20 protein-coding genes are annotated in these 22,773 nt (G+C 68.3%); 12 read left to right on the top strand and 8 right to left on the bottom strand.

Annotation, left to right across the window (positions count from 1 at the left end):
- Positions 1 to 2: 2 nt before the first annotated feature.
- The 5 genes from ACWCO2_RS24855 to ACWCO2_RS24835 are packed head-to-tail and all read right to left on the bottom strand — an operon-like array spanning position 3 to position 6,172.
- Positions 3 to 1,457, bottom strand: coding sequence for a hypothetical protein (locus ACWCO2_RS24855; protein ID WP_450130163.1), 1,455 nt, complete (start codon positions 1,455 to 1,457; stop codon positions 3 to 5).
- Positions 1,448 to 3,058: a lipid II flippase MurJ gene (locus ACWCO2_RS24850; RefSeq protein WP_450130162.1), complete on the bottom strand. Its 1,611-nt coding sequence runs from the start codon at positions 3,056 to 3,058 to the stop codon at positions 1,448 to 1,450. Before ACWCO2_RS24850 ends, ACWCO2_RS24855 begins: the two co-directional genes overlap by 10 nt.
- Entirely contained in the window at positions 3,055 to 3,966 is a 912-nt protein-coding gene (locus ACWCO2_RS24845; RefSeq protein WP_450130161.1) for a hypothetical protein, read from the bottom strand. The genes ACWCO2_RS24850 and ACWCO2_RS24845 overlap by 4 nt, the downstream gene beginning before the upstream one ends.
- 2 nt (positions 3,967 to 3,968) lie before the next feature.
- Positions 3,969 to 5,072, bottom strand: coding sequence for a DegT/DnrJ/EryC1/StrS family aminotransferase (locus ACWCO2_RS24840; RefSeq protein WP_450130160.1), 1,104 nt, complete (start codon positions 5,070 to 5,072; stop codon positions 3,969 to 3,971).
- A complete protein-coding gene (locus ACWCO2_RS24835; protein ID WP_450130159.1) occupies positions 5,069 to 6,172 on the bottom strand; it encodes a Gfo/Idh/MocA family protein in 1,104 nt (367 codons plus the stop codon). Before ACWCO2_RS24835 ends, ACWCO2_RS24840 begins: the two co-directional genes overlap by 4 nt.
- A 378-nt stretch (positions 6,173 to 6,550) precedes the next feature.
- Here ACWCO2_RS24835 and ACWCO2_RS24830 point away from each other — a divergent pair, with 378 nt between their 5' ends.
- The 4 genes from ACWCO2_RS24830 (at position 6,551) to ACWCO2_RS24815 (ending at position 11,745) form a co-directional block, all read left to right on the top strand.
- Positions 6,551 to 7,519, top strand: a complete 969-nt coding sequence (locus tag ACWCO2_RS24830; protein WP_450130158.1) for a chitinase — start codon at positions 6,551 to 6,553, stop codon at positions 7,517 to 7,519.
- Between the two features lie 132 nt (positions 7,520 to 7,651).
- Positions 7,652 to 8,962: a phenylacetate--CoA ligase family protein gene (locus tag ACWCO2_RS24825; protein ID WP_450130157.1), complete on the top strand. Its 1,311-nt coding sequence runs from the start codon at positions 7,652 to 7,654 to the stop codon at positions 8,960 to 8,962.
- A gap of 201 nt (positions 8,963 to 9,163) precedes the next feature.
- Positions 9,164 to 10,597, top strand: a complete 1,434-nt coding sequence (locus ACWCO2_RS24820) for a glutamate decarboxylase (protein WP_450130156.1) — start codon at positions 9,164 to 9,166, stop codon at positions 10,595 to 10,597.
- Between the two features lie 383 nt (positions 10,598 to 10,980).
- Entirely contained in the window at positions 10,981 to 11,745 is a 765-nt protein-coding gene (locus ACWCO2_RS24815; protein WP_450130155.1) for a DeoR/GlpR family DNA-binding transcription regulator, read from the top strand.
- A 172-nt stretch (positions 11,746 to 11,917) separates the two neighbouring features.
- On the opposite strand, the gene ACWCO2_RS24810 is transcribed toward ACWCO2_RS24815, so the two are convergent.
- The 3 genes from ACWCO2_RS24810 to ACWCO2_RS24800 form a co-directional block, all read right to left on the bottom strand.
- Complete coding sequence (locus tag ACWCO2_RS24810; RefSeq protein ID WP_450130154.1) at positions 11,918 to 12,820, bottom strand: IS5 family transposase; 903 nt, start codon at positions 12,818 to 12,820, stop codon at positions 11,918 to 11,920.
- Positions 12,821 to 12,861: 41 nt separating this feature from the next.
- Positions 12,862 to 13,248, bottom strand: coding sequence for a transposase (locus ACWCO2_RS24805; RefSeq protein ID WP_450130153.1), 387 nt, complete (start codon positions 13,246 to 13,248; stop codon positions 12,862 to 12,864).
- A 114-nt stretch (positions 13,249 to 13,362) separates the two neighbouring features.
- Entirely contained in the window at positions 13,363 to 14,109 is a 747-nt protein-coding gene (locus ACWCO2_RS24800; RefSeq protein WP_450130152.1) for an SDR family NAD(P)-dependent oxidoreductase, read from the bottom strand.
- 104 nt (positions 14,110 to 14,213) lie between these two features.
- Between ACWCO2_RS24800 and ACWCO2_RS24795 the strand changes: the two genes are divergently transcribed.
- The 8 genes from ACWCO2_RS24795 (at position 14,214) to ACWCO2_RS24760 (ending at position 22,586) form a co-directional block, all read left to right on the top strand.
- Positions 14,214 to 14,813, top strand: a complete 600-nt coding sequence (locus ACWCO2_RS24795; RefSeq protein WP_450130151.1) for a TetR/AcrR family transcriptional regulator — start codon at positions 14,214 to 14,216, stop codon at positions 14,811 to 14,813.
- A gap of 359 nt (positions 14,814 to 15,172) precedes the next feature.
- Positions 15,173 to 15,310: a hypothetical protein gene (locus ACWCO2_RS24790; protein ID WP_450130150.1), complete on the top strand. Its 138-nt coding sequence runs from the start codon at positions 15,173 to 15,175 to the stop codon at positions 15,308 to 15,310.
- Positions 15,311 to 15,496: 186 nt separating this feature from the next.
- The gene (locus tag ACWCO2_RS24785; RefSeq protein ID WP_450130149.1) at positions 15,497 to 16,327 is read left to right on the top strand and encodes a DeoR/GlpR family DNA-binding transcription regulator; all 831 of its coding nucleotides are present in this window, start codon (positions 15,497 to 15,499) and stop codon (positions 16,325 to 16,327) included.
- Positions 16,324 to 17,838 (top strand): amino acid permease, encoded by a 1,515-nt coding sequence (locus ACWCO2_RS24780; protein WP_450130148.1) that lies wholly within the window; start codon positions 16,324 to 16,326, stop codon positions 17,836 to 17,838. The genes ACWCO2_RS24785 and ACWCO2_RS24780 overlap by 4 nt, the downstream gene beginning before the upstream one ends.
- Positions 17,835 to 19,280, top strand: a complete 1,446-nt coding sequence (locus ACWCO2_RS24775) for an FGGY family carbohydrate kinase (RefSeq protein WP_450130147.1) — start codon at positions 17,835 to 17,837, stop codon at positions 19,278 to 19,280. Before ACWCO2_RS24780 ends, ACWCO2_RS24775 begins: the two co-directional genes overlap by 4 nt.
- Complete coding sequence (locus ACWCO2_RS24770; protein ID WP_450130146.1) at positions 19,277 to 20,680, top strand: FAD-dependent oxidoreductase; 1,404 nt, start codon at positions 19,277 to 19,279, stop codon at positions 20,678 to 20,680. The genes ACWCO2_RS24775 and ACWCO2_RS24770 overlap by 4 nt, the downstream gene beginning before the upstream one ends.
- Positions 20,677 to 21,936, top strand: coding sequence for an NAD(P)/FAD-dependent oxidoreductase (locus ACWCO2_RS24765; protein WP_450130145.1), 1,260 nt, complete (start codon positions 20,677 to 20,679; stop codon positions 21,934 to 21,936). Before ACWCO2_RS24770 ends, ACWCO2_RS24765 begins: the two co-directional genes overlap by 4 nt.
- On the top strand, positions 21,933 to 22,586 hold the full coding sequence (locus ACWCO2_RS24760) for an HAD family hydrolase (protein WP_450130144.1): 654 nt from the start codon (positions 21,933 to 21,935) through the stop codon (positions 22,584 to 22,586). Before ACWCO2_RS24765 ends, ACWCO2_RS24760 begins: the two co-directional genes overlap by 4 nt.
- The last annotated feature ends 187 nt before the right edge of the window (positions 22,587 to 22,773 follow it).

Raw genomic sequence — 22,773 nt, 5'->3', positions numbered from 1 at the left:
TCCTAGGTCGTGCTAGACCGATCGAAAGCAGGATCCTGAGTGCCGTACTCGTCATCACCAAGCCTCCCGGACATGATCGCCAGCAGAACGAACAGCAGATCGCCGAACCCGCGCACCACCAGGTGGATGTCGATCAGCGACAGAACCAGGACCATCCACCAAGCGACCTCGAGCGTTGCCGCGCACGCCCCTGCCGAACCGGGACGCGCGGCCAGCCGATCGGCCCCGCGCAGCACCGCGACCGACAGCCAGACGAACCCGATCAGCAGTGGAATCCCGCCTGCCCAGAGGAAGTACAGGTAGCCGGATTCGAGGTAGATGGAGTCCCGCCAGGTCTCCGGGGCAGTGACCACCGAGTTAGGCGAGATCCCGAGGACGAGGTGCCCGTCCGCCAGCTGCGGCAGGTAGAAGGTGGTGAGGTTGTCCCACCGGCCGAGCCAGCTGCGGGGCACGGTGTGGCCCTGCGTGAAGTCCGCCATGCGGCCGAGGAACGCGGGTGCGCCGACGAGCGCGGCGATCCCCACGATCGGCAGGAACCTGACCACCTGCTGCCGGGCCTGCGGGTAGCGGCGCAGGATCAGCACTCCGGCCACGAGTACGGAGATCCAGGTCGAGAACTGCCCACTTGCCAGGGCGCCGGCACCGAGCAGGACACCGAGCCCGATCCGCTCCGACTTGCCGAGGATTCCGCGAGTGCCGCAGTACAGCAGGAGTACCAGCCCGACGGTGATGTAATCACCGGTCGCGATCGAAGACCCCAGTGTCGCCGTGCCGCGGCCGCTGGCCTCGCTCGTGCTCGCATTCCAGAACGCGCTCAGCAACGTCAGCACCGGTTCGACACCCAGCGTCTGCAAGATCGCGACTATCGACAACCCAGCGGTCGGCCAGACCACCAGGCGGATGCAGCGGAGCCGCTGTTGCTCGGTGTGCACGGTCAACCGGACTAGGAGGAACAGCGCCACGAGTTTGCACACCGGTAGCAGCGCGACTAGATCGGAGGCGTGCGGTTGGGCGCCGCGCAGCATCATCGACGCGATCGGCCAAACCGTGCTGAGCACCACGAAACCGGCTAGCGGAACGTCCAGCGGCCGCAGACGCAGCGGGATCGGGTCACCGCGTAGCAGCCGCAGCCAGCCACCGAGGCACGCCCCGGCCACCAGCACGACGAACAACGCCTCGTTCAGCCGTGCTCCGGGCACCAGCGCGCCGCGTTCGATACCCGCGAGGAACGGCAAGGTCAGCAGGTAGGCATAGGTCGCGAACACGGGGCGGTACGCGGCCGCGGCGAAGAGCGCTGAGGCCACCAGTGATGCGGCGACCAGCGGTCCGGCCACGGCGATGGCCAGTCCCGCCAGCGATGCACACAAGGCGGCCAGGGTCATGAGCAGTGCTTCCGCGCGGTCCGGAATCCTGCCGGAGATCTCGTCGCGTCGGGGCAGCCGAACGCTCATGGGCATCGTCCGATCCAGCTGATGCGCACTGCCCCGGCGTAGACCGCGATCGCCACCAGTCCGCAGGCGCCGAGGGCGATCGCGGATCCAACCCGGCTGATCTCGCCCGTGCTCAGGAACCAGCGGCCGAAAACGACGATCGGCACCATCGAGACGCAAGCGAGAAGAGCCCGCACGATCTGCGCGTGGTCGATCCAGCGTTCGGGCCGCAACACGGCTCGCAGACCGAGGAGCACGGTCACCGCTCCGGCCAGCTCGCCCGCCAGCAGGCCCGCGCACAACACCACCGAGCGGGATTGGTCGTCCGGCACGAGCAGTGCGGCAACGGTGACGGTGAGCGACGCGGCCAGGAGTGCGTAGCTGGCCAGCCTCGGGCAGCGGGTGTTCAGCTGCGCGAACAGCGCATCGAGTCCGACCATGTGCACGCTCGCCGCGAACTGGGCGACTGCGATCACCACGAGACAGGCCGCGAGCTGGTCGATCAGCTCATCCGAGTGCAACTCCCCGTTCGCCAGCATGCCCGCAACCGGGTGTGCGAGCGCGGTGAGCAGGAGCAGCGGAGGCAGGCTGGTAATCGACGCGAAGGTCAGGGCTTGTCGCCATGACGCGGCGAAACCGCTGTGGTCGTCGCGTGCAACTGCGGCTGACATCCCGGGCAGGACGACGGTCGACACTGCCCGTGCCCCCAACGCGGTCGGAACCTGCATGACCGTGTAGGCGCTCTGCACCACGATGACTCCGCCAGGCACGGTCGCTGCGGCGGCAAGGAGCACGTACAGCGCGACCGATCGTGTGAGGGGCAGGCTGATCGAATTGCGCAGCCGTCGCAGGACGGACGCCGCCTCCGGGTCAAGTCGCCAGCGCAACGACGGGCGCAGCGGCAGCCCGGCCCGGGACGCCCCGAACAACTGGAGGCAAGCGTGCACCGCCACGGCAAGGGTGCTGCCCACCCCGAGAACGACCAACGGGCCAGCCGTGATGTCCGCGACATCGAGCCCTGGCCCCCAGCGCACGCCTACCACGACTACGGCGGCGATGAGCACCACGTTCTCCGCTGCGGGGGCCACGGCCGCCAGCGCGAAGCGTTCGCGGGCCTGCTGAGCGGCGGTGCCCAGCGCTGCCGCCGTGTAGAGCACGACCTGTGGGGCGACCAGCAGGACCAGCACTGTTGTCGTCTGCTCGGCTTGTTCCCGGAGCGAGGGCTGCGGGATTCCGAGGCTCAGGCACCAACCGAGCACTGGCGCGGAGAGCGCCACGATGCCGGCTAGCGCTGCCGAGGCGATCAGCAGGAACCCGCTGACCCGGCCGAACAGCCTGATCGCCGTTTCTGGTCCGCCGTGCGCGAGCACCTGCACCACGGTCGGGACGATCACGAGAGCGAGCGCGGGCCCCGCGATCACGCTGTAGGTCAGGTTGGGGACCATGTTCGTGGCGACGAACGCGTTCGCGAAGTAGGTCGGGCCGAGCACCGCGCCAACCACGACGACCCGGACCAGCCCCGTCAGTCGGCTGATGAGGATTCCGCCGGAGACGACGGCAGAACGCCGCACCGTACTCCTGGCGGCTGGTCGGGACAGGTCGGCGCGCAGCACGGAGTGAGCACTCACCGAGTGCTCCACCGGCGGACCAGGAGCACAGCGGTGACGGCTGCGACCAGGAGTCCGGCGAGCGCTCCTGCTGTCGTGGCGAACATGGGACGAGGACTGACGGGGTCGGTCACCGCGTAGGCCGGCACCACGACCTTGGGTTCGGACCGCGCGAGTTCGGTCATGCTGAGCTGTTCGAGCTGCGACTGCAACTGCTGCTCACGTTGCTTCAGGCTTTGCGCCAGAGCTTCTGCGGCGGCCAGCGAAGGCGAACCGGGTACTGCGCGCTCTCGCGAGACCTGCGCGTTCGCCTCGGCGAGCTGCGCCCGGACATCGGCGAGGTTCCCGAGCACGTAGCCGTCCAATTCGGACCCGCTGTTGGTTCGCGCCACGTTCCGGTAGCGGTCGACGATCTCCTGGGCCCGGCGCTGGGCGACGTCGGGGGTACCAGCCCTGGCCTCGACCTGCAGGACCTCGCTGCTGTCCAGCAGCGACATCGTCACGGTCTTCTCCAATTCCTCCACCGGAAGCCGCTCCTGGTCGGCGACTGGCCCCAGCACCTGCCTGCTGCGCAGCAGCACCAGTTGGGTCGTCAGACTCCGGTCCTCTCGCAGGAAGCCGGTCGACTTCTCCTCGCCGATCTCGAAGAGGATCTGCGCGCGCGCCGCGTACACCGGCGGCCACACCAAGGCCCCGACGAAACCGGTACCGGCGCCGAGCAGCACGATCAGCAGAGACACGCCCAGCAGTCGCCGCTTGTTGGCCAGCAGTGCGGACCACGCCCGGCTTTCCGGCGCGGGCGGTGGGGCCGGCCGGTCCTCCCGAGCGCCGTCGAGCGGACTGGCCGGCGCGGCAGCGGTTCTCAATTGCGCGGCGTCGAAGCGCTGAGCGTTGACCGGTTCGCCGTTGGAGTGTTGGGTTCCGGTCACGTTCAGACACCTCGCAATGCGTCGCAAACCCATACGACGTCGCCGTCGTCGAGCGTCGGGGAGATCGGCAGGGACAAGATCTGCGTGGCCGCCTCCTCGGCGACGGGAAGCCGTTCGTCGCATCCGGCGAAAGCCGGTTGCAGGTGGCAGGGAACCGGGTAGTGCACGCCCCACCCCACACCGGCCGAGGAAAGCGCCTCCCCCGCTTCTTCCCGCCGCAACGTCCGCACCACCGCGAGGTGGTGCACGTGCTCGGCTGCGGGGTCCACGGCGACCGGCACGCAGGACACCGGTAGCGATTCCCGGTACCGGCGCATGATTTCGCGCCGACGCGCGTTGTCCGAGTCCAGCCGCGGGAGTTTCAAGGACAGCGCTGCGGCTTGGATGCTGTCGAGCCTGCTGTTCCGGCCTGGCAGCTCGTGGAGGTACCGGTCGTGCGCTGCTCGACCGTGGTTCGCGAGGCGCCGCACCCGGTCGGCCAACTCGACGTCGCTGGTGACGACGGCGCCGCCATCGCCCAGTGCACCGAGGTTCTTCCCGGGGTAGAAGCTGAAAGCGGCGGCGTGGCCGACGCTTCCAGCGCGGTGCCCGCTGTAGCGCGCTCCGTGTGCCTGTGCCGCGTCCTCTATGAACGCGAGACCGCAGCGGTCAGCGAGCGAGCTCAGCGCAGGCACGGCAACCATTTGGCCGAACAGGTGGACCCCGATGATCGCAGCAGTACGCCGGTTCACCGCTGCGGCTGCCGCCGCGGGATCGATCAGCAGCGTGTCGGGGAGGACATCGACGAACACCGGTCGCGCCCCGGCCGCGCGCACCGCTTCCGCGGTGGCGACGAAGGTGTTCGCCGGAACGATGACCTCGTCGCCGCCGCCGATCCCCAGCGCGGTCAAGATCAGTTCGATGGCGTCGGTGCCGTTGGCGACACCGACGCAACTGCGCGCCCCGCAGTACGTGGCGAACTGCGTCTCGAACCGTTCGACCTCCGGCCCGCCGACGAACCGGCCGTGCTGGAGGACCGCCTTCCACGCCACTTCCACATCCGCCTGCAGGTCGGCGTTGATGTCCACGAGGTCCAGGAAGGGGACCGCACCGGTGTTCCCGTTCATTGCACGACCTCCCCGCAAGCCGGTTCTGGGAGCAGCTGCGGGACTTCCGCGTCAACGGCGGAGCGCTGGGCTGGAACGTCCAGGACCCGTACCGGTCGACCGGTGACCTGTGCCAGGTCCGACGCGCTGAGCACCCGGACGATCTCCAGGCCGCGCCGACCGGAGGTGTTGGGAACTCGGCCGGTGCGCGCGCAGTCGATGAAGTGGGTGTCCTGCACGAGCAGCGGCTCGCGGAACGCCACGTGCGGCGAGACGATGTCGCCGGAGCGGTAGGTGATCGGCATCGCGTGCGCGTCCGCAGGATCGTCGAGGCCGTGCGAGTCGACGCCGATGTCGTAGACGCGGATCCGGTCCTCATCGGAAGTGTCGTCGTAGACCGCCATCTTCTGGTCGCCGACGACCGTCACGCGGCGGACCTTCTGCGGATTGAGCCAGCTGACGTGGACGAAGGCGTAGGTCCCGGACTTCTCCAGTTCCAGGCGCACGTGCGCCACGTCCGCGTGTCGCCCGTCGACGTGATGATGGGCCCACGTGGTGACCGACGCCGGAGTTTCGTCCATCAGGAACGAGATGATCGAGAGGTCGTGCGGTGCGAGGTCCCAGATGACGTTCACGTCCCGTTGGTACAGACCGAGGTTCAGCCGCGCGGTGTCGATGTAGAGCACCCGCCCCAGCTCGCCGGAATCGATGATCTCCTTGAGCTTCCACACGGCGGCGTTGTACTCGAAGGTGTGGCCGGTCATGAGCACCACACCACGTTCATCGGCCACATCGACGAGTCTTCGGGCGTCCTCGATCGAGGTCGCCAGCGGCTTCTCGACGAGGGTGTGCTTTCCCGCGAGCACGGAGCTCAGCGCGATCTGCGCGTGCGAGCACGGTGGAGTTGCCACCACCACCGCGTGCACGTCGGCGAGAACCTCGTCCAGCGCACACGCTGTGCCCACCGCAGGGAAGTTGCGGTGGGCCTCGGCCAGCCGCCCGAGATCCTGGTCGACGACCACCACCTCCACGCCGGGCAAGGTGCTGAGAACGCGTACGTGCTTGGACCCCCAATAGCCGTAACCCACTACTGCGACGATCATCTTGTCCGTTCGATCCACGAGACCTCCAGAAACCGGTTGGGACGCAACAGGGATCCGGTAAGCCATGGTTGACCTTCATGCGACGGTCCGCTTGCTTGGCAATACCAAAGTGGATGCTCCGCCACCGATTTGTGGCACAGCATCGGTGCGGTTCTGTTCACCCACGAGGAGGCGAATCTCCGATTGGGACGCAGCGGTCACCTGCACGCCTCACTGCGGACGCGCGAAGTGACCACGATGGTGGAAGACGAGCGATCTTCGCGGAACCAGTGCGCACATCCGGCGTGCGGAAACCAGATCCACTTGCCGGTCCCTCGGCAGAACCACCGAATGATTACCCACGATCACCGGGTGACACGGCAGGCGGCCCTCGTGGCGGCAGGGGAAAATCGGATCATGCCGAAGATGCGCGCGCTGTTCGTGACCCTCGTGATCGGTTGGGCGTGCATCTCGTGCGGAGTGCACAGCAACACCGTTCCCCCGAGCACGTCCGTGGTGACTTCATCGCCATATCTCTTCTTCGGGTGGGGCAGCCCTCCTGATCCGGTTGCGGTGATGAAGGAAACCGGCGTCAAGGCGTTCACCCTTGCGTTCATCCTCTCCGGCAACGGCTGCGATCCCGCATGGGACGGCGAACGGCCGCTGGACGGCGAGGATGCCACTCAGATCAAGAGGATCCGCGACGCAGGTGGTGACGTCGTCGTCTCCATGGGAGGCAGCGCCCAGGAGGGGCGAAAGCTGGGCGAAGTGTGCCCGGACGAACAGTCCCTGGCGAACGCGTACCAGAAGGTCATCGACGCCTACCAGCTCAAAGCGGTCGAGGTCGACATCGAGAAGCGCGAATTCAAATCCCCTGAAGCGCAGGACCGCGAACTCGGCGCGCTGAAGATCGTCAAGCAGCGCAACCCCGGACTGAAGACGACCCTCGTTTTCCCCACCGAACGCACCGGACCGAGCGACTTCGGCAAGCGGCTCATCCGACGAGCGCACGAGCTCGGCGCCAACGTCGACGTCTTCACGATCATGCCGTTCAACTTCGGGGGCGTCGACATGACCCGCGATACGATCTCGGCCGCCGAAGGACTCGTGTCGGAGATCGCCAGCACCTTCGCAATACCGATCGAAGAGGCGTACCAGAAGGCCGGCATATCGTCCAAGAACGGTGGGTCCGAGGAAACCGTGTCGTTGGCCGACTTCCACAACTTCCTGGACTACGCCAACGACCGATGGCTCGGCCGATTCACCTTCTGGGCGGTCAACCGCGACCGTCCCGGCGACCCGAGTGATGACGCGGGAAGCGGGATCCCTCAGCGCGACTGGGACTTCACCAGAGTCGTAGCGCGCTACCGCTCCACGGAGCCCTGACCGGCCCGGTCCGAGAATCGGAGAACCGAATCTGCCAGTGTCACAAAGCATTTCTGATTGAACAGCCCGGGAGATCGGATGATGTCTCTGCCCCGTCTGCACACCGCCTTGCGCCCGCGAGTGGTCTCTGCCGTGACACGCGGCGTCGTGGAGCCCGTTGTCCGGGCACCTTATCTGAGCATCGCCCGGTGGTTGCCGGAGTTCTTCACCTGGCCCGAGCAAAAGCGTCGATCTTGGCAACGGGACCGGTTGCATGCTGTCTTGCGGCACGCCAAGGAAGAGGTGCCGTACTACCGTGACGTGCTGGCCGGGCGGGACATGGATGACGTGGACCTCGCCGAGCTCCCGGTGATCGACAAGGCGATGATGCGGTCATGCATGGACAACTTCTTGAGCCGGGACTGGCGGGACATTCCGCACATCGCCAAGAAGACCGGTGGTAGTACCGGCGACCCGTTTCAGTACCCGCTCGACAAGCGCGCCTGGACCCACATCTACGCGGCGAACCTGTACTTCTGGGAACGCACTGGCTACCGCTACGGAGACCGCCTGGTCATGGTGGGTTCTCCACCCTCGTTGCAGTCCGCGAGCGAGGGTCTGAAGTTCCGCTTGCGCTCTCTCCTGGAGGGGCGCGTGGTCTCCGCAGCGGGATGCCATGTCGACCCGGAGACGAGCCTGGAACGCGCACTCACGGCCGGACGCGCGCGGGGAGTGCTCTGGTACGGATACGCGAGCCATGTCGCAGCGATGGCCGACGCCGTTCTGGAAGCCGGTGTGCGCGTCTCACCGCCGAAGACGATCGTCACGACGGCTGAGCTGTTGTTCCCGACCTGGCGCGAGCGCATCGAGCAAGCCTTCGAAGCGCCGTTGCGCGATCAGTACGGGTGCAACGACGGCGGCATCCTGTCGCAGGAATGTTCGCGCGGTCGACTTCACCTCGCCGAGAACGTATCGATCGTCGAGATCCTCGACGACGCCGGCCGCCGGTGTCGACCGGGCGAGGAGGGTGACGTGGTCGTGACGAACCTGCACGCCCGGACGCTGCCCTTCCTGCGATACCGGATCGGGGACCGGGCCGTGCTCGGCGCGGCGACATGTCCATGCGGCGCGGAAGGCACATTCCTAGAGCGGGTGGTCGGTCGGCAGGGCGACAGTTTGCACTTGCCGAATGGCAAGCACGTTTCCATGCACCTGCTCGGGAAGTGCTTCTTCGATACCCGTCACGTTCGGCGCTACCAGTTCGTCCAGCCGGAGCCCGGTCGTGTCTTGGTGCGCCTCGAGGTAGAACCGGGTTTCAAGGCGGATGAGCGCTCGATGCTGCTCGGCGAAGTTCAACGCCTGGTGGGCAGCGCAGTCGACATCGACCTGACGACCGACGAGCCCATGGAGCGCACGCGAGGCGGCAAACACCGCGTAGTCGTGCGGACCTTCGACTCTGCGTGACTTCGTTGCGCACTGCGCCAGCTTCGTCGAGCCGCCCGCAGTCGGGCCGCGTCCCGCGGGACGCGGCGGTCGGGGAGCTTCCGGTGTCGCGGCGACGGCCTCCTCTGCAGAGAACTGCGCAGGTGCGGGGAAGGTCTCCCGTGTCGCCGGGCGGCTTTCGCGCCCTGCGGCCGGTGGTCGGCTGACCTAGCGTTGGCACCCATGACCGCACGGAACCGGGAGCATCGCCGCAACACCGGGCGCAGCCGGGATTCCCGCCGCGAGCACCTGTCGATCAACCCGGTGTTCGTCGCCGAACCGGCGCAGGTGCCGCGCAACCGGTTGCCCGCGCGGGAGCTCGATCCCGACGTGGCCTACCAGATCGTGCACGACGAGCTGATGCTGGACGGCAACGCGCGGCTCAACCTCGCCACGTTCGTCACCAGCTGGATGGAACCGCAGGCCGACCGGTTGATGGCGGAGTGCTTCGAGAAGAACATGGTCGACAAGGACGAGTACCCGCGCACGGCCGCGCTGGAGCAGCGCTGCGTGCGGATGCTCGCGGAGCTGTGGCACGCCCCCGACCCCGAGTCCACCATCGGCTGCTCCACCACCGGTTCCAGCGAGGCGTGCATGCTGGCGGGGTTGGCGCTCAAACGCCGTTGGCAGCACGCCCGGCGCGCGGCCGGCCGTTCGACCGGCCGGCCGAACGTCGTGATGGGCGCCAACGTCCAGATCTGCTGGGAGAAGTTCGCGAACTACTGGGACGTCGAGGCGCGGCTGGTGCCGATGGAGGGGGAGCGCTTCCACCTCGACGCCGCCGAAGCCGCCGCCCGCTGCGACGAGAACACCATCGGGGTGGTGGCGGTGCTGGGCTCCACCTTCGACGGCAGCTACGAGCCGGTGGCCGAGATCTGCGCCGCGCTGGACCGGTTGTCCGCCGAGCACGGCTGGGACGTCCCAGTGCACGTCGACGGCGCCTCCGGAGCGATGATCGCCCCGTTCTGCGACCCCGACCTGCGCTGGGACTTCCGGCTGCCGAGAGTCGCCTCGATCAACACCTCCGGGCACAAGTACGGCCTGGTCTACCCGGGCGTGGGCTGGGTGGTGTGGCGGGAGTCGGCCGCGCTGCCGCAGGACCTCGTCTTCGACGTCAACTACCTCGGCGGCAGCATGCCGACGTTCGCGCTGAACTTCTCCCGGCCGGGCGGGCAGGTGGTCGCGCAGTACTACGCGTTCCTGCGGTTGGGTTTCGACGGCTTCCGCAGGGTCCAGCAGACCTGCCGGGACATAGCGACCTCGCTGGCCGACCGGATCGCCGGGCTCGGGCCGTTCCGGTTGCTCACCCGGGGGAACCAGCTGCCGGTGTTCGCCTTCACGCTGCGCGAGGAGGTCACCGGCTACTCGGTCTTCGACGTGTCGGCGCACCTGCGGGAACGCGGTTGGCTGGTCCCGTCCTACGCGTTCCCGGCAGACCGCACCGACCTGGCGGTGCTGCGGATCGTGGTCCGCAACGGCTTCACCCACGACCTCGCGGATCTCCTGGTCGAGGACCTCGAACGATCCATCGCGGAGCTGCAGCGGCAGCCTGAACCGGTGCGTGGCGTGGAGCACAGCTCGTTCGCGCACGGCAGCGGCATGCCGCAGCGGGGCTGAACCGGCGGGGCCGCCGCAATGCAGGCGATCCCGGCGCGCGATCATGGACGCATGCAGGTGCTCGACGACGTTGACCGCTGGATCGCGACCGCGCTCCAGCGGTCAACGGCAGAGCGAGCCGGATCCCGACCTATCCCGGCGGCACGTCGATGATGTGAGGCGGATTGCTGCCGTAGAGGTTCTGGATTCTCAGGACGCCCTCAGCGCAGTCCAGTGACCACTCAGCCGCCATCTCCCAGCCCTGGTCGACACCCCACGACGATGAGGTCCGCCGCGATCGAGGATCGTCGCTGCTTGATCACTCTCAGCCGGGTTCGTCATGCCGCGTCGCCGGTCAACGCGAGGCACCGACTCCACAGAAGTCCACAGCTACAATCCGATCTGTGCTCGCCGTAGAACGCCATGCCCTGATCACCGAGATGGTGCGCAGCGCGCAGATCGTCAGCACTGACACGCTCGTGCGGGAGCTGGCCGTCTCCGGGGAAACTATCCGGCGAGATCTCGTGGCGCTCGAGGAACGCGGAGTGCTCACCCGGGTGCACGGCGGCGCGGCGAGCACGGAGCCGCCGATTTCACAGGAACCGCCCATCGAGCAGCGCCAGCGCCTGGGCGCCGGGAACAAGAGCAGGATCGGCCGTGCGGCCGCTTCGCTCGTGCGGGACGGTCAGATCATCATGATCGACGTCGGGACCACGGCGGCCGCGGTGGCCCGGGCGCTCCCAGCTGGGCTGTCAGCGACGGTGCTGACCAACTCGCTAGTCGTCGCCTCGGAGCTGGCCGATCGCGCCGGGCTCGACGTCCTGGTCTCAGGTGGGCGAGTGCGGCCCGGAGACCTCGCTCTGTCGAACGCGACTGCCGCCGGTTTCTTCGCCGAGGCCTACCCGGACGTCGCCTTCCTCGGCTCGGGAGGCCTGCACCCCGAAGCCGGCCTCACCGACTACCACCTCGAAGAGATCGCGGTGCGCCGGACCGTGCTCGCCAACGCCCACCGCTCCTACGCCTTGGTCTCCAGCGAGAAGTTCGGCCGAATCGCCGGCCACCACGTCTGCTCCCTCGACCAGCTCACCGGTGTCGTCGTGGACACCGAGCCCACCGGCGACCTGCGCGATGCGCTCTCCGAGGCAGCCGTCGAAGTAGTCACCGCCTAATCGCACTGCGGGCCCCCCGCCCGGATACGGGGATGCACCAACACACCGGCATGCACTCTGATCGGGAATTGGTACGCGCTTCGCGTTGACCCGTCACACTGGCCGCTCCCCCTCATCAGCCTCGGTTGCCAGACCCCGAAACCCCACATCCGGACCAGGACGGGGGCGCGAACTAGCGCGTGTCTCTCAAAGCGTGGACCCAGGTGACGATCGCCTTCAGCACGGCCCCGCCGCGGAAGGTCAACGCGAGCTTGTCGTAGCGGGTGGCCAACCCGCGCCACTGCTTGACGTGGCAGAAGCCGCGTTCGACGACGTTGCGGTTGCGGTAGTCGACACGGTCGAACGCGGGTGGGCGACCGCCTCGTGAACCACGCCGTCGGCGGTGTCCTTGCTGGTCGGCGGATTCAGGGATGACCGTGACGATCCGCCGCGCACGCAGGTGGCGGCGGATCGAGCGGGAGGAATAGGCCTTGCCCGCTCGTAGCCGTTCGGGTCGGGTCCGGGGACGGCCGGGGCCCGCCCTGGCGACGCTCAGGTGCGCCATCAGATGCGGGAACATCGGCGAGTCCGCGCCCTGGCCGGGCCCGACCAGCACCACGATGGGCCGGCCGTGTCCGTCAACGAGTTGGTGGATCTTCGTCGACAGGCCGCCGCAGGACCGGCCCAAGGCGTGATCGCCGGGCTCGGCGAGCAGATTCGTGTAGTTTCCGACCTTCCCCCCTCCCATGTCACGCTCGAGGGTGGCAGCGTGCTGGTGGGCGCGGATGATGGTGGAGTCCACGCTGACTGCCCAGTTCACGATCCCGGCAGTATCGGCGTCGGTGAGCAGAGCAGCGAGAGCGTGGCCCCAGGTGCCATCACCCGCATAGCGGCGGTGCCGCTTCCACAAGGTCTGCCACGGCCCGAACTCGGCTGGGACATCGCGCCAGGCCAGGCCGCATCGGTACCGGTAGAGGATGCCCTCCACGACTCGCCGCGAGTCGCGGAACGGCCGCCCACGCCGCCCGTCCGACGAGGGCAAGAGCGAGGCCAGGCGGGCCCACTGGGCATCGGTCAGGACAGCAGTGCGCGACACCGATCAAGCACCACCATCATGGGCTGCCGCGACACCGCCAGTCATAGAACGCCGACGGGCTCACGGCCAGAACTGGCACAAGGGACGGACGGGATAGGTGGTCTTCTCCGCGGCGATGAACTGTAGATCACCTCTCGGGTCACCGGTCTGTCTCCCGGGCGGAGAAGACCGCGGCTTTTCGCAGGACCTCCTTCTCCAGCTCGACTTCGGCGACCCAGCGCTAGTCGGGCCAGGTCGGTGCGTTCGGCGCCGGTGACCGCCGCCATGCCCTCGCAGCGTTTCCGGCGCAGGCCCTCGCCACAGTTGCGCAGCGTCTCGTAGTTCACCCCGAGCTCGCGAGCTACGTCGCGGACCGACCGGCCGCCGTCGAGCGCCAGCTCGACAGCGTTGCGGCGGAACTCCTCGGGGCACTTGCTTCGACGCCCCATCCCGCGTCCTCCTCCTCGGCTACTGCCAAGTCGGGAGGTGTCCGACCCGTAGGTGTCACTGCACTCCTGCGCCGCCGCCGTCCGTGGCCGCCCGCCGTAAGCTGCGCGGTCGCGCTATGCGCCGTATCCGCCGTCGATCCTCAGCACTGCGCCGGTGACGTAGGAGGCCTGCGGGCTGGCGAGGAAGACAACGCCTGCGGCGATCTCCTCCGGCCTGCCGTGCCGCCCCATCGCCGTTGTCGAAAGGAACATGGATGCGGCCGGGCCGTCGGCGGGGTTCATCTCGGTGTCGATGAACCCGGGCTGGATCACGTTGACGGTGATGCCCCGATGCGCCAGATCGCGGGCTGCGCCCCGGCTATAGCCCTCGAGGGCCGACTTGGAGCCCGCGTAGTCGGTCATCCCGGGAAAACCCACCCGCGTTCCCACACCCGAGCTGATGCTCACGATCCGCCCGCCATCGGGCAGCAGCGGGAACGCCGCCCTGATCGCGGCTACGACACTGGTGTAGTTGATGGCGAGCTGGCGGTCGAAGGCGGACTCGTCGGCGAGCTCACTGTCAATCGGGGCAGCGGCGGTGAAGCCCGCGTTGTTGACCAGAATGTCCAGCTTTCCGAACTGCTGGACCACGTTGTGGATCAGGCCAGCCGCCTGCGTCGCATCCGCCTGGTCGGCCCGGAAGGCCGCCGCGCGCACTCCCTTTGCCTCCAGGTCGGCGACCACGGCCTTGGCCTGATCCGCCGAGGACGAGTAGCTGATCGCGACGTCAGCTCCTTCGTCAGCCAGCGCCAGCGCCGACGCCGCCCCGATCCCCCGCGACCCGCCGGTCACGATCGCCACCTTGTTGTCCAGCTTTCCCATGTGCTTCCCACTTCCCTAGATGCAACGTGCCACGGGGTTCTTGACCGTGCGGTCCACCATAAGCATGGTGGACCGCACGGTCAAGAACCCGTATCCTGGTTCGCATGGCACGTCCGCGAGCGTTCGACGAGAAGCAGGTGCTGAACGCTGTTCGTGATCAGTTCTGGAACGCCGGTTACGCCGCGACCTCGCTGGAAGACCTGATGCGGGTCAGCGGGCTGGGCAAAGGCAGCCTGTATGCAGCGTTCGGCGACAAGCGTCAGCTCTTCCTCCGGGCGCTGCGCAGCTACACTGACGACAGCCATGGCCATCTTCGGGAAGCCCTCGCCGAGGCTCCACGGGCCCTGGACGCACTACGCATGCTCCTCGAGGCACCGATCGACGACCCGACGGGCGCCGGCACGCGACGTGGCTGCATGTTGGCCAACAGCACCTGCGAACTCGGTCACGCCGATCCGGAAGTCCTCATCCACGCCCACCGCACCTACGAGACGTCCACCGCGCTGATCGCCGACTGCGTGGCCCGTGCCCAACGCGAGGGCGACGTGCCGGTCGGAGCGGATCCGATCGCGCTAGCGCGGGCCCTCCTGGCCGCGCAACAAGGGATCGTGTTCATGGGCCGGACCGGGTTGGGCACGGCCACACTCACTGCCACGGCACGATCACTCGCGGCTCAACTCCTGCCGGACCACTCCGGCGACTGAACCGACAGGTGCTAACGGACCGTTCGCACTGTCTGCCAGACGCTCGGGCACCGCGCCGTCCGGGTCGGTTGCCGACCTGGCCGTCTGACTCGCGCGGCGACCGCCGGGAAAGAGACACCTTTGCGCCGCTCTGGAACGCTCGTGCTCGTCGCCACCTGTGACACCTCGGCCTCCCAAGCAGAACCACCGTCGGCACCGCCCAGCGGGGGACCGCCCGAGTTGGCCGGCGTTCCCGACGACATCGAGTTCGCCACCAAGCCCGCACTCGCAGCCGACATGCTGACCCGTGCTCTGCGCGCCGGAGCGCCGGCCCGGTGGGCCACCGGGGACGAGGCCTACGGCGTCGACCCGGCCCTCGGTTGTCTACGAAGATCCACCGCGCAAAGCAGTGGCGCGGGTTGGCCACCCGCTACGACAAGCTCGCGTTGACCTTCCGCGGCGAAGCCGTGCCGAAGGCGATCGTCACCTGGCTTCGCGCTTTGGGAGACACGCCCTAGCGCGCGTCTGAAGCACAGGCGCCCCAGAGAACATCTCCCGCCACTCTGCATGCGGCGGCGTGCTCTCACCGACGCGAATGCACACCGGGGATGGCCTGCGTCACATCGAGCCGCCTTGACACCGACATCCAACGAATCCCATACTCCTCCACAATCACCCACAGTTTTCCACAGGAACGGTCAAAGATGCTCGTTGCTGAGCGGCACGACCGCATCAACCAGGCGATCCGGTCCGGCCGGGTCATCTCGACAGCGGAGTTCTCCGAACTGCTGGAGGTCTCCACCGAGACCATCCGGCGCGATCTCGCCGAGCTGGAAGGCAAAGGCGTCCTGACGCGCGTCCGGGGCGGTGCCGTGCGCACCGGTCACCTCGGCGACGAGGCTCCCTTCCTGGAGCGCTCCAGCACCGCGCAGCAGGCCAAGTCGGTCATCGGCCGGCTGGCGGCGCAGCTCATCCAGCCGGGTCAGACGGTCGTCATCGACGTCGGCACGACCGCGGTCGAGCTCGCTCGCTCCATCCCGAAGGACTTCACCGGCGTGGTGGCGACGTGCTCGATGCGGGTCGCCACCGAACTCGCCGATGTCCCGGGAGTTGAGCTGCACGTCAGCGGCGGCCGCATGCGGCGCGGTGACCTGGCCCTGTCCGGCCCGGTGGCTCACGATTTCTTCGAGGAAATCCACGCCGACGTCGCGTTCCTCGGCTCCGGTGGACTGGCCGCCGGAGCCGGACTGACCGACTTCCACCTCGACGAATGCCACGTGCGGCGAGCCATGATCCGTAACTGCGCCGCGAGCTACGCGCTGGTCGACAGCACCAAGCACCAACGCGTCACCCCGTACCGCGTCGCAGCGCTGGATCAGCTCTCCGGCGTGGTCACCGACCAGGAACCCCCGACGGAGCTGGCCCGGGCGATCGCCGAATCCGGCGGCCGGATCATCCAGCCCGAAGACCAACAGAACACCCCGGCAGCCGGCACATCGCGGCCCGGCGGAGCAGAAGAGGGAGGGCGGAAATGACAACGCCCGGTGAGCGCGGCAACGGCCTCTCAGAGTTCGGCTACGCGCAGGAGATGAAACGCGAGCTCGGCTGGTACACCTCCTTCGCGGTGGCCTTCGGATTCGTCTCGATCGCGACCGGCATCTTCACCGCCTACGGCTCGGTGCTCAGCTCGTCCGGACCGATGGGCATCTGGACCTGGCCGGTCGTGGTCATCGGCCAGCTGAGCGTGGCGCTGATCTTCGGTGCGCTGGCGGCGCGGATCCCGGTCAGCGGCTACTCGTACCAGTGGATCTCCCGGCTGGCGAACCCGATCCTGGGCTGGATCATGGGCTGGGTGTCGTTCACCTTCCTCGGCGTGGTCGTCGTCGCTGTGGACTACACAATCGCCGCGACCATCCTGCCGGTGTTGTTCCAGTACCAGGGCACCAACGAGAACGCCTGGGCCATCACTGCGGTCGTGCTGCTGCTGCAGGCGATCCTGGTGGCGCTGTCGACCCGGGCCACGCAGCGGGTCAACAACGTGGCGGTGACCATCCAGCTGATCGGGATGGTGTCGCTGACAGTGCTGCTGTTCGTGGTCGGCGGCATCACCGGGCAGCTCGACTTCAGCACCCTGTTCAGCACCGGCGACATCCCGAGCGAGGGCTACTTCGCGCTGGGCGGCCTGACCTCGGCCGGACCGTGGGCGATGGGCTTCCTGCTCGGCGCGTTCACCATCGTCGGCTTCGAGTCCGCGGCGAACCTGGCCGAGGAGACCAAGGACCCGGCGCGGGTGGTCCCCAAGGCGATGGCCCAGGCAGTGGTCGGCCTCGGCGTGCTCGGCATGCTGTTCCTCGTCGCGGTGACGGCGCTGGCAGGCGACCCGGTGGCGCTGGCGCAGTCCGACACCCCGGTGGCCGATGTGATCGCCCGCGTGCTCGGCTCCTACGTCGGCAAGGCGCTGCTGGTGCTGGTCGTGCTCTCGATCTTCTCGTGCGGTCTGGTGATCTCGCTCAGCGGCGCCCGCCTGGTGTGGGCCATGTCCCGCGACAAGAGGTTCCCCGCCTGGCAGCTGCTCAACAGGATCAACGGATCGACGGGCACCCCGATGAACGCCTCGGTGTTCATGTTCGTGGTCAGCCAAATCGTGCTGGCACTGTTCGCTGGCTCCACCCAGGCGCTGTTCTCGCTGTTCTCAGCAGCCACGCTGCTGCCCGCGCTGATCTACGCGGCGACGGTGCTGCTCTACATCGTCAAGCGCAAGAACCTGCCGCCGTCGAAGGGCTTCGAACTCGGCCGCATGGAGATCCCGGTGCTGGTGCTGGCGGTCGTCTGGCTGGCCTTCGAGCTGCTGATCTTCCGGGACGCCTCGTTCGCCGAGCCCTGGCTGTACGTGCTCGTCATGTTCGCCATCGGCGCGGTCTACCTGGTCTACCTGCTGGTGCGCCACGGCGCGAAGAGCCTGTCGATGCCGGACCTGCACGACATCGACAAGGCGCTGGACGCCGACCCGAACCAGGCTCCGAGCAACTCGGGAGGTAACCGGTGACCACCGTCCTGGCGATCGATCAGGGAACCTCGGGCACCAAGGCAATGGTGGTCGACGGCGGCGGCCGCGTGCTCAGCGTCGTCGAACTCCCTGTGCACCCCCGTTACCTCTCCGGTGGCGGGGTGGAACAGGACCCGCAGGAACTGCTCGACTCCGTGCTGGCGTCAGGGCGGCGGGCCGTCGCCGAAGTGGGGGTGCGCGTCGACTGCGTGACGCTGGCCAACCAGGGCGAGACGGTGCTCGCCTGGGACCCCGCGACGGGACGCCCGCTGACACAGGCGATCGTCTGGCAGGACCGGCGCTCCGCGGAGATCTGCGCGAAGCGCAGCGACTCGGCGGAGGCGATCGGCCAGCGCACCGGGTTGGTGCTGGACCCGTACTTCTCAGCGCCAAAGATGCGCTGGATCCGCGAACAGCTGACCACCGACGGCGTGGTGACCACATCGGACACCTGGCTGATCCACCAGCTCACCGGCGAGTTCGTGACCGACGCCAGCACTGCCAGTCGATCGCTGCTCACCGACCTGGACTCGGTGTCGTGGGATCCAGAACTGCTGGCGGCGTTTGACCTCACCGGTGAGGCCCTGCCGCGCATCGCCGCCAACGACGAAATGGTCGGTGAGACCACTCTCTTCGGCGGCACGGTGCCGGTCGGCGGCCTCGTCGTCGACCAGCAGGCCGCTCTTCTGGCGCAACGATGCCTCTCCCCCGGCGAGGCCAAGTGCACCTTCGGCACCGGAGCCTTCCTGCTGGCCAACATGGGTCCGACACCGGTCCGCTCCAGCGCGGGACTAGCAGCCTCCGTCGCGTGGCGGGTGCGCGGCGAAACGTCGTACTGCTTCGACGGGCAAGTCGCCACAGCGGCTTCGGCTGTGCGGTGGCTGCAGGACCTGGGGCTGATCCAGGGCGCAGCAGACCTGGATCGCGTGGCGGTGGCCGACAGCGACGGAGTGCTGTGCGTGCCCGCACTGGCCGGCTTGTCGGCCCCGTGGTGGGCGCCGGAGGCGAAGGCCAGCTTCAGCGGCATGACTCTGTCCACAGAGGTCGGTCACCTGATCAAGTCGGTGCTGGACGGCATCGCCGCGCAGGTCGCCGAGCTCGCGGACTGCGCCGCCCAAGACGTCGGCGAACCGCTGCGGCGGCTGCGGGTGGACGGCGGGCTCACCCGCAGCCAGGTGCTGATGCAGGCCGTCGCCGACCTGCTGCAGGTCCAAGTCGACGTGTTCCCCTCGGCGCACGCAACGGCGCTCGGCGCGGCCGGATTCGCCCGCGCTGCGGCCGATCCCGGGCTTGCGCTCGAGCAGGCGATCATCGACTGGACACCGAGCACTAGCTTTACCCCGCAACTGGGTGCCGACGACGCTGCCGAGTTCCGCGCCCGATGGCGCACTGCAGTCGACGCCGCGCTCAGCAGCGATCGCGAGAATCTGGAGGAGTCATGACTTCGGCACACGACACGGAAGTCGTCGATGTGGCCGTCATCGGTGCCGGCGTGGTCGGTTCGGCGATCGCTCGACTGCTGGCTGGGCACCAGCTCGAGGTGGCGCTGATCGAGTCGCGCTGCGACGTCGGCGACGGCACGAGCAAAGCGAACACGGCGATCCTGCACACCGGCTTCGACGCCAAACCGGGGACCCTGGAATCACAGCTGGTGTCCCGGGGATACCACCTGCTCAAGGCCTACGCCGACGAAACCGGCATCCCCTACGAACCGACCGGTGCGCTGCTGGTCGCCTGGGACGAGGAACAGCTGGCCGCGCTGCCCGGATTGCAGGAGAAAGCTGCGCAGAACGGCTACGCCGAGACCGAGATCGTCGGCCCGGACGACGTCTACCGGCAGGTGCCAACGCTGGGCCCGGGAGCGTTGGGCGGCCTGACGGTGCCCGGTGAATCGATCATCTGCACCTGGACCACGAACCTCGCGCTGGCCACGGACGCGGTGCGGCGAGGCACCCGGCTGCTGCGTTCACACCGGGTTGAGTCGGTGACCGTTGGCGCTGACGAGACGGTCCTGCACACCAACCGGGGCGACGTCCGCGCCCGCTGGGTCATCAACGCCGCCGGACTGGGCAGCGACGTCATCGACGCCCAGTTCGGCCACGACCGGTTCCACCTGCACCCGCGGCGCGGCGAACTGCTGGTCTTCGACAAGCAGACCCGTCCGATGGTGAACAAGATCGTGCTCCCGGTGCCGTCCAAGCTGGGCAAAGGCGTGCTGGTCTCCCCCACCATCTACGGCAACGTCATGCTGGGCCCCACCGCCGAGGACATGACCAACCGCAGCGACACCTCGACCACCGAGGACGGCTACAAGTTCCTGCAGGAGAAGGGCGAACGCATCATGCCCCAGCTCCTCAAGGAGGAAGTGACCGCGACTTACGCGGGGCTGCGAGCCGCCAGCGACGCCCCGGACTACACCGTGGAGGTCGACGCTCCGCAGCGCTACGCCGTCGCCGGCGGGATCCGCTCCACCGGCCTGACCTCCGGCATGGCCATCGCCGAACACCTGCTGGGACTGCTGGAGAAGGCCGGCCTGGAACTGCACGAACGCACGGACCTGCCGGATGCGCCGCAGATGCCCAACATCGGCGAGGCCTACCTGCGGCCCTACGCCGACAGCGACCGCATCGCGGCCGACCCCGCCTACGGCACCGTGATGTGCTTCTGCGAGCGCGTCACCAAGGGCGAGATCCGCGACGCGCTGAACAGCACCATCCCACCCTGCGATCTGGACGGACTGCGGCGGCGAACGCGCGCGATGAACGGACGCTGCCAGGGCTTCTACTGCGGCGCGAACGTGACGGAAATGCTGCAGGACAGCGAGAGGAAGGCACACCGATGAGCACGGCACGCACGCGGCTGACCCCGGAGGTCGCGATCGTCGGGGCGGGCCCGGCGGGCCTGCGCGCGGCCCAGGAACTGGCGCCGGCCGTGCCGGGCGAGGTACTGGTGCTGGACCGGGAGCAGCAGGCCGGCGGCATCCCGCGGCACTGCGACCACCCCGGCTTCGGCATCCGCGACCTGCACCGGTTCCACAGCGGACCGGCCTACGCCCGCCGCATGGTCGACAGCGCCGAGCAAGCCGGCGCGGTGATCCGCACCAGCGCGATGGTCACCGGCTGGTCCTCCGACGGCGGCCTGGAAGTGACCACCCCGGACGGCCTGTTCGAGGTGCACGCCGGGGCGATCGTGCTGGCCACCGGCGCTCGCGAGCGGCCGCGCACCGCTCGGATGGTGCCCGGCGACCGCCCCGACGGGATCTTCACGACCGGCCAGCTGCAGAACATGGTCCACCTGCACCACCGCAAGGTCGGCACCAAAGCGGTGATCGTCGGCAGCGAACTCGTCTCCTGGTCAGCGGTGCTGACGTTGCGCGATGCCGACTGCGAGACCGTACTGATGACCAGCGAACACCCCAAGGTCGAGTCCTACGCGCTGTTCTCCGTACCGGGCAAACTCGGCCTGCGCGTCCCGGTGCGCACCCACACCAAGATCACCCGGATCATCGGCAAACCGCGGGTCGAAGCCGTTGAAGTCGAAGACCTCGTCACCGGACGCCGCGACACCGTCCCCTGCGACACCGTGGTGTTCACCGGCGACTGGATCCCGGACAACGAACTGGTCCGCGCCGCCGGTCTGGAACTCGACCCCGGCACGCTCGGACCGATCGTGGATACCGAACTGCGCACCGAACGTCCCGGCGTCTTCGCCGCGGGCAACGTGCTGCACCCGGTCGACACCGCCGACATCGCCGCACTCGACGGCAAGCAGGTCGCGGCCAGCGTCCTGGACCACCTGCGCGAGAAACGGCGCCCCTCGGAGAAGAGCATCCGGATCGTCGCCGACGAACCGCTGCGGTGGATCTCGCCGATGGTGCGCCGCGTCGACGACCGCCGCCCCGCCCGCAACCGGCTCCTGGCCTGGGTCGACCAGTACGTCGCCTTCCCTCGGGTCGTGGCCACCCAGAACGGCCAGGTCGTGGCAGAAAAGCGATTGCCGTGGCCCGCTGCCCCCGGCCGGGTGTTCCGCATCCCAGGCGACCTGCTCGACGCCGCCCGCCCCGGTGAAGGCGACGTGCACATCTCGCTGCGCCGATGACGCCCCGAACCGCCGTCGTCGACCTCGACGGCGTGCTCTACACCGCCGACACCTTCGCCGCCTTGGCGATCCACCAGTACCGACGCTCCCCCGCACGGGCGCTCGCAGTCGCCGCGAGAGCCCCGCGCCTCGCCCGTGACTGGCGCCATGAACACCTGCGCCCCGGCGTGCTGCGAACACTGGCCACCCGCGCAGTGGCCGGCATGACGCGGCCCGCCTACGACGCCCTGGCCCGCAAACTCGCGGACCAGATGGCCCGATCATCCCGCGTCGCGTGGGACGGAGTCGCAGTCCTCCGTGGACTCCACGACGCCGGATGGCGCGTCATCGTCGCAACCGCTTCGGAACACGAACTCGCCGCGGCCTACCTGCGCGGGATCGGCCTCGGAGCGGTGGAACTCGTCGCCTCCCACCTCGACCCCACCGCCGGCCGCTTCATCGTGCACAACCACGGAAAGGAGAAGGTGCGCCAGCTCGAACTCATCGACTGCCCACGCTGGGACCGGGCCTACACCGACTCCCTGTCAGACCTCCCCCTCCTAGCAGGAGCCGCACAACCGGTACTGGTCAACGCATCCGCCGCTCTCACCCGCACAGCAGCCGAACGATTGGGCAGCACCCCAGAGGTCGTCCAGTGGGCAGGTAGGTGATGTCACCGACAAACCGCTGGCCGGGTGCTTTCGCGGTGAAGTCTCGCCTGAGCTGGTAGGCCTGCCGGGAGATGTCCAGCACCCTGCACGTCACCGCGACCGGCACCCGGATCGGGGCGCCGGCCGCGGCCAGTTCACGCCACGAGCGGGAAAACTATTTCCCCGGCAGATTGCCCTGCGACAAGTA

It is taken from the genome of Saccharopolyspora sp. NPDC002376 (assembly GCF_053593195.1).
The sequence above is the reverse complement of the archived record's forward strand: the minus strand, read 5'-3'. Positions and strand labels throughout refer to the sequence as shown.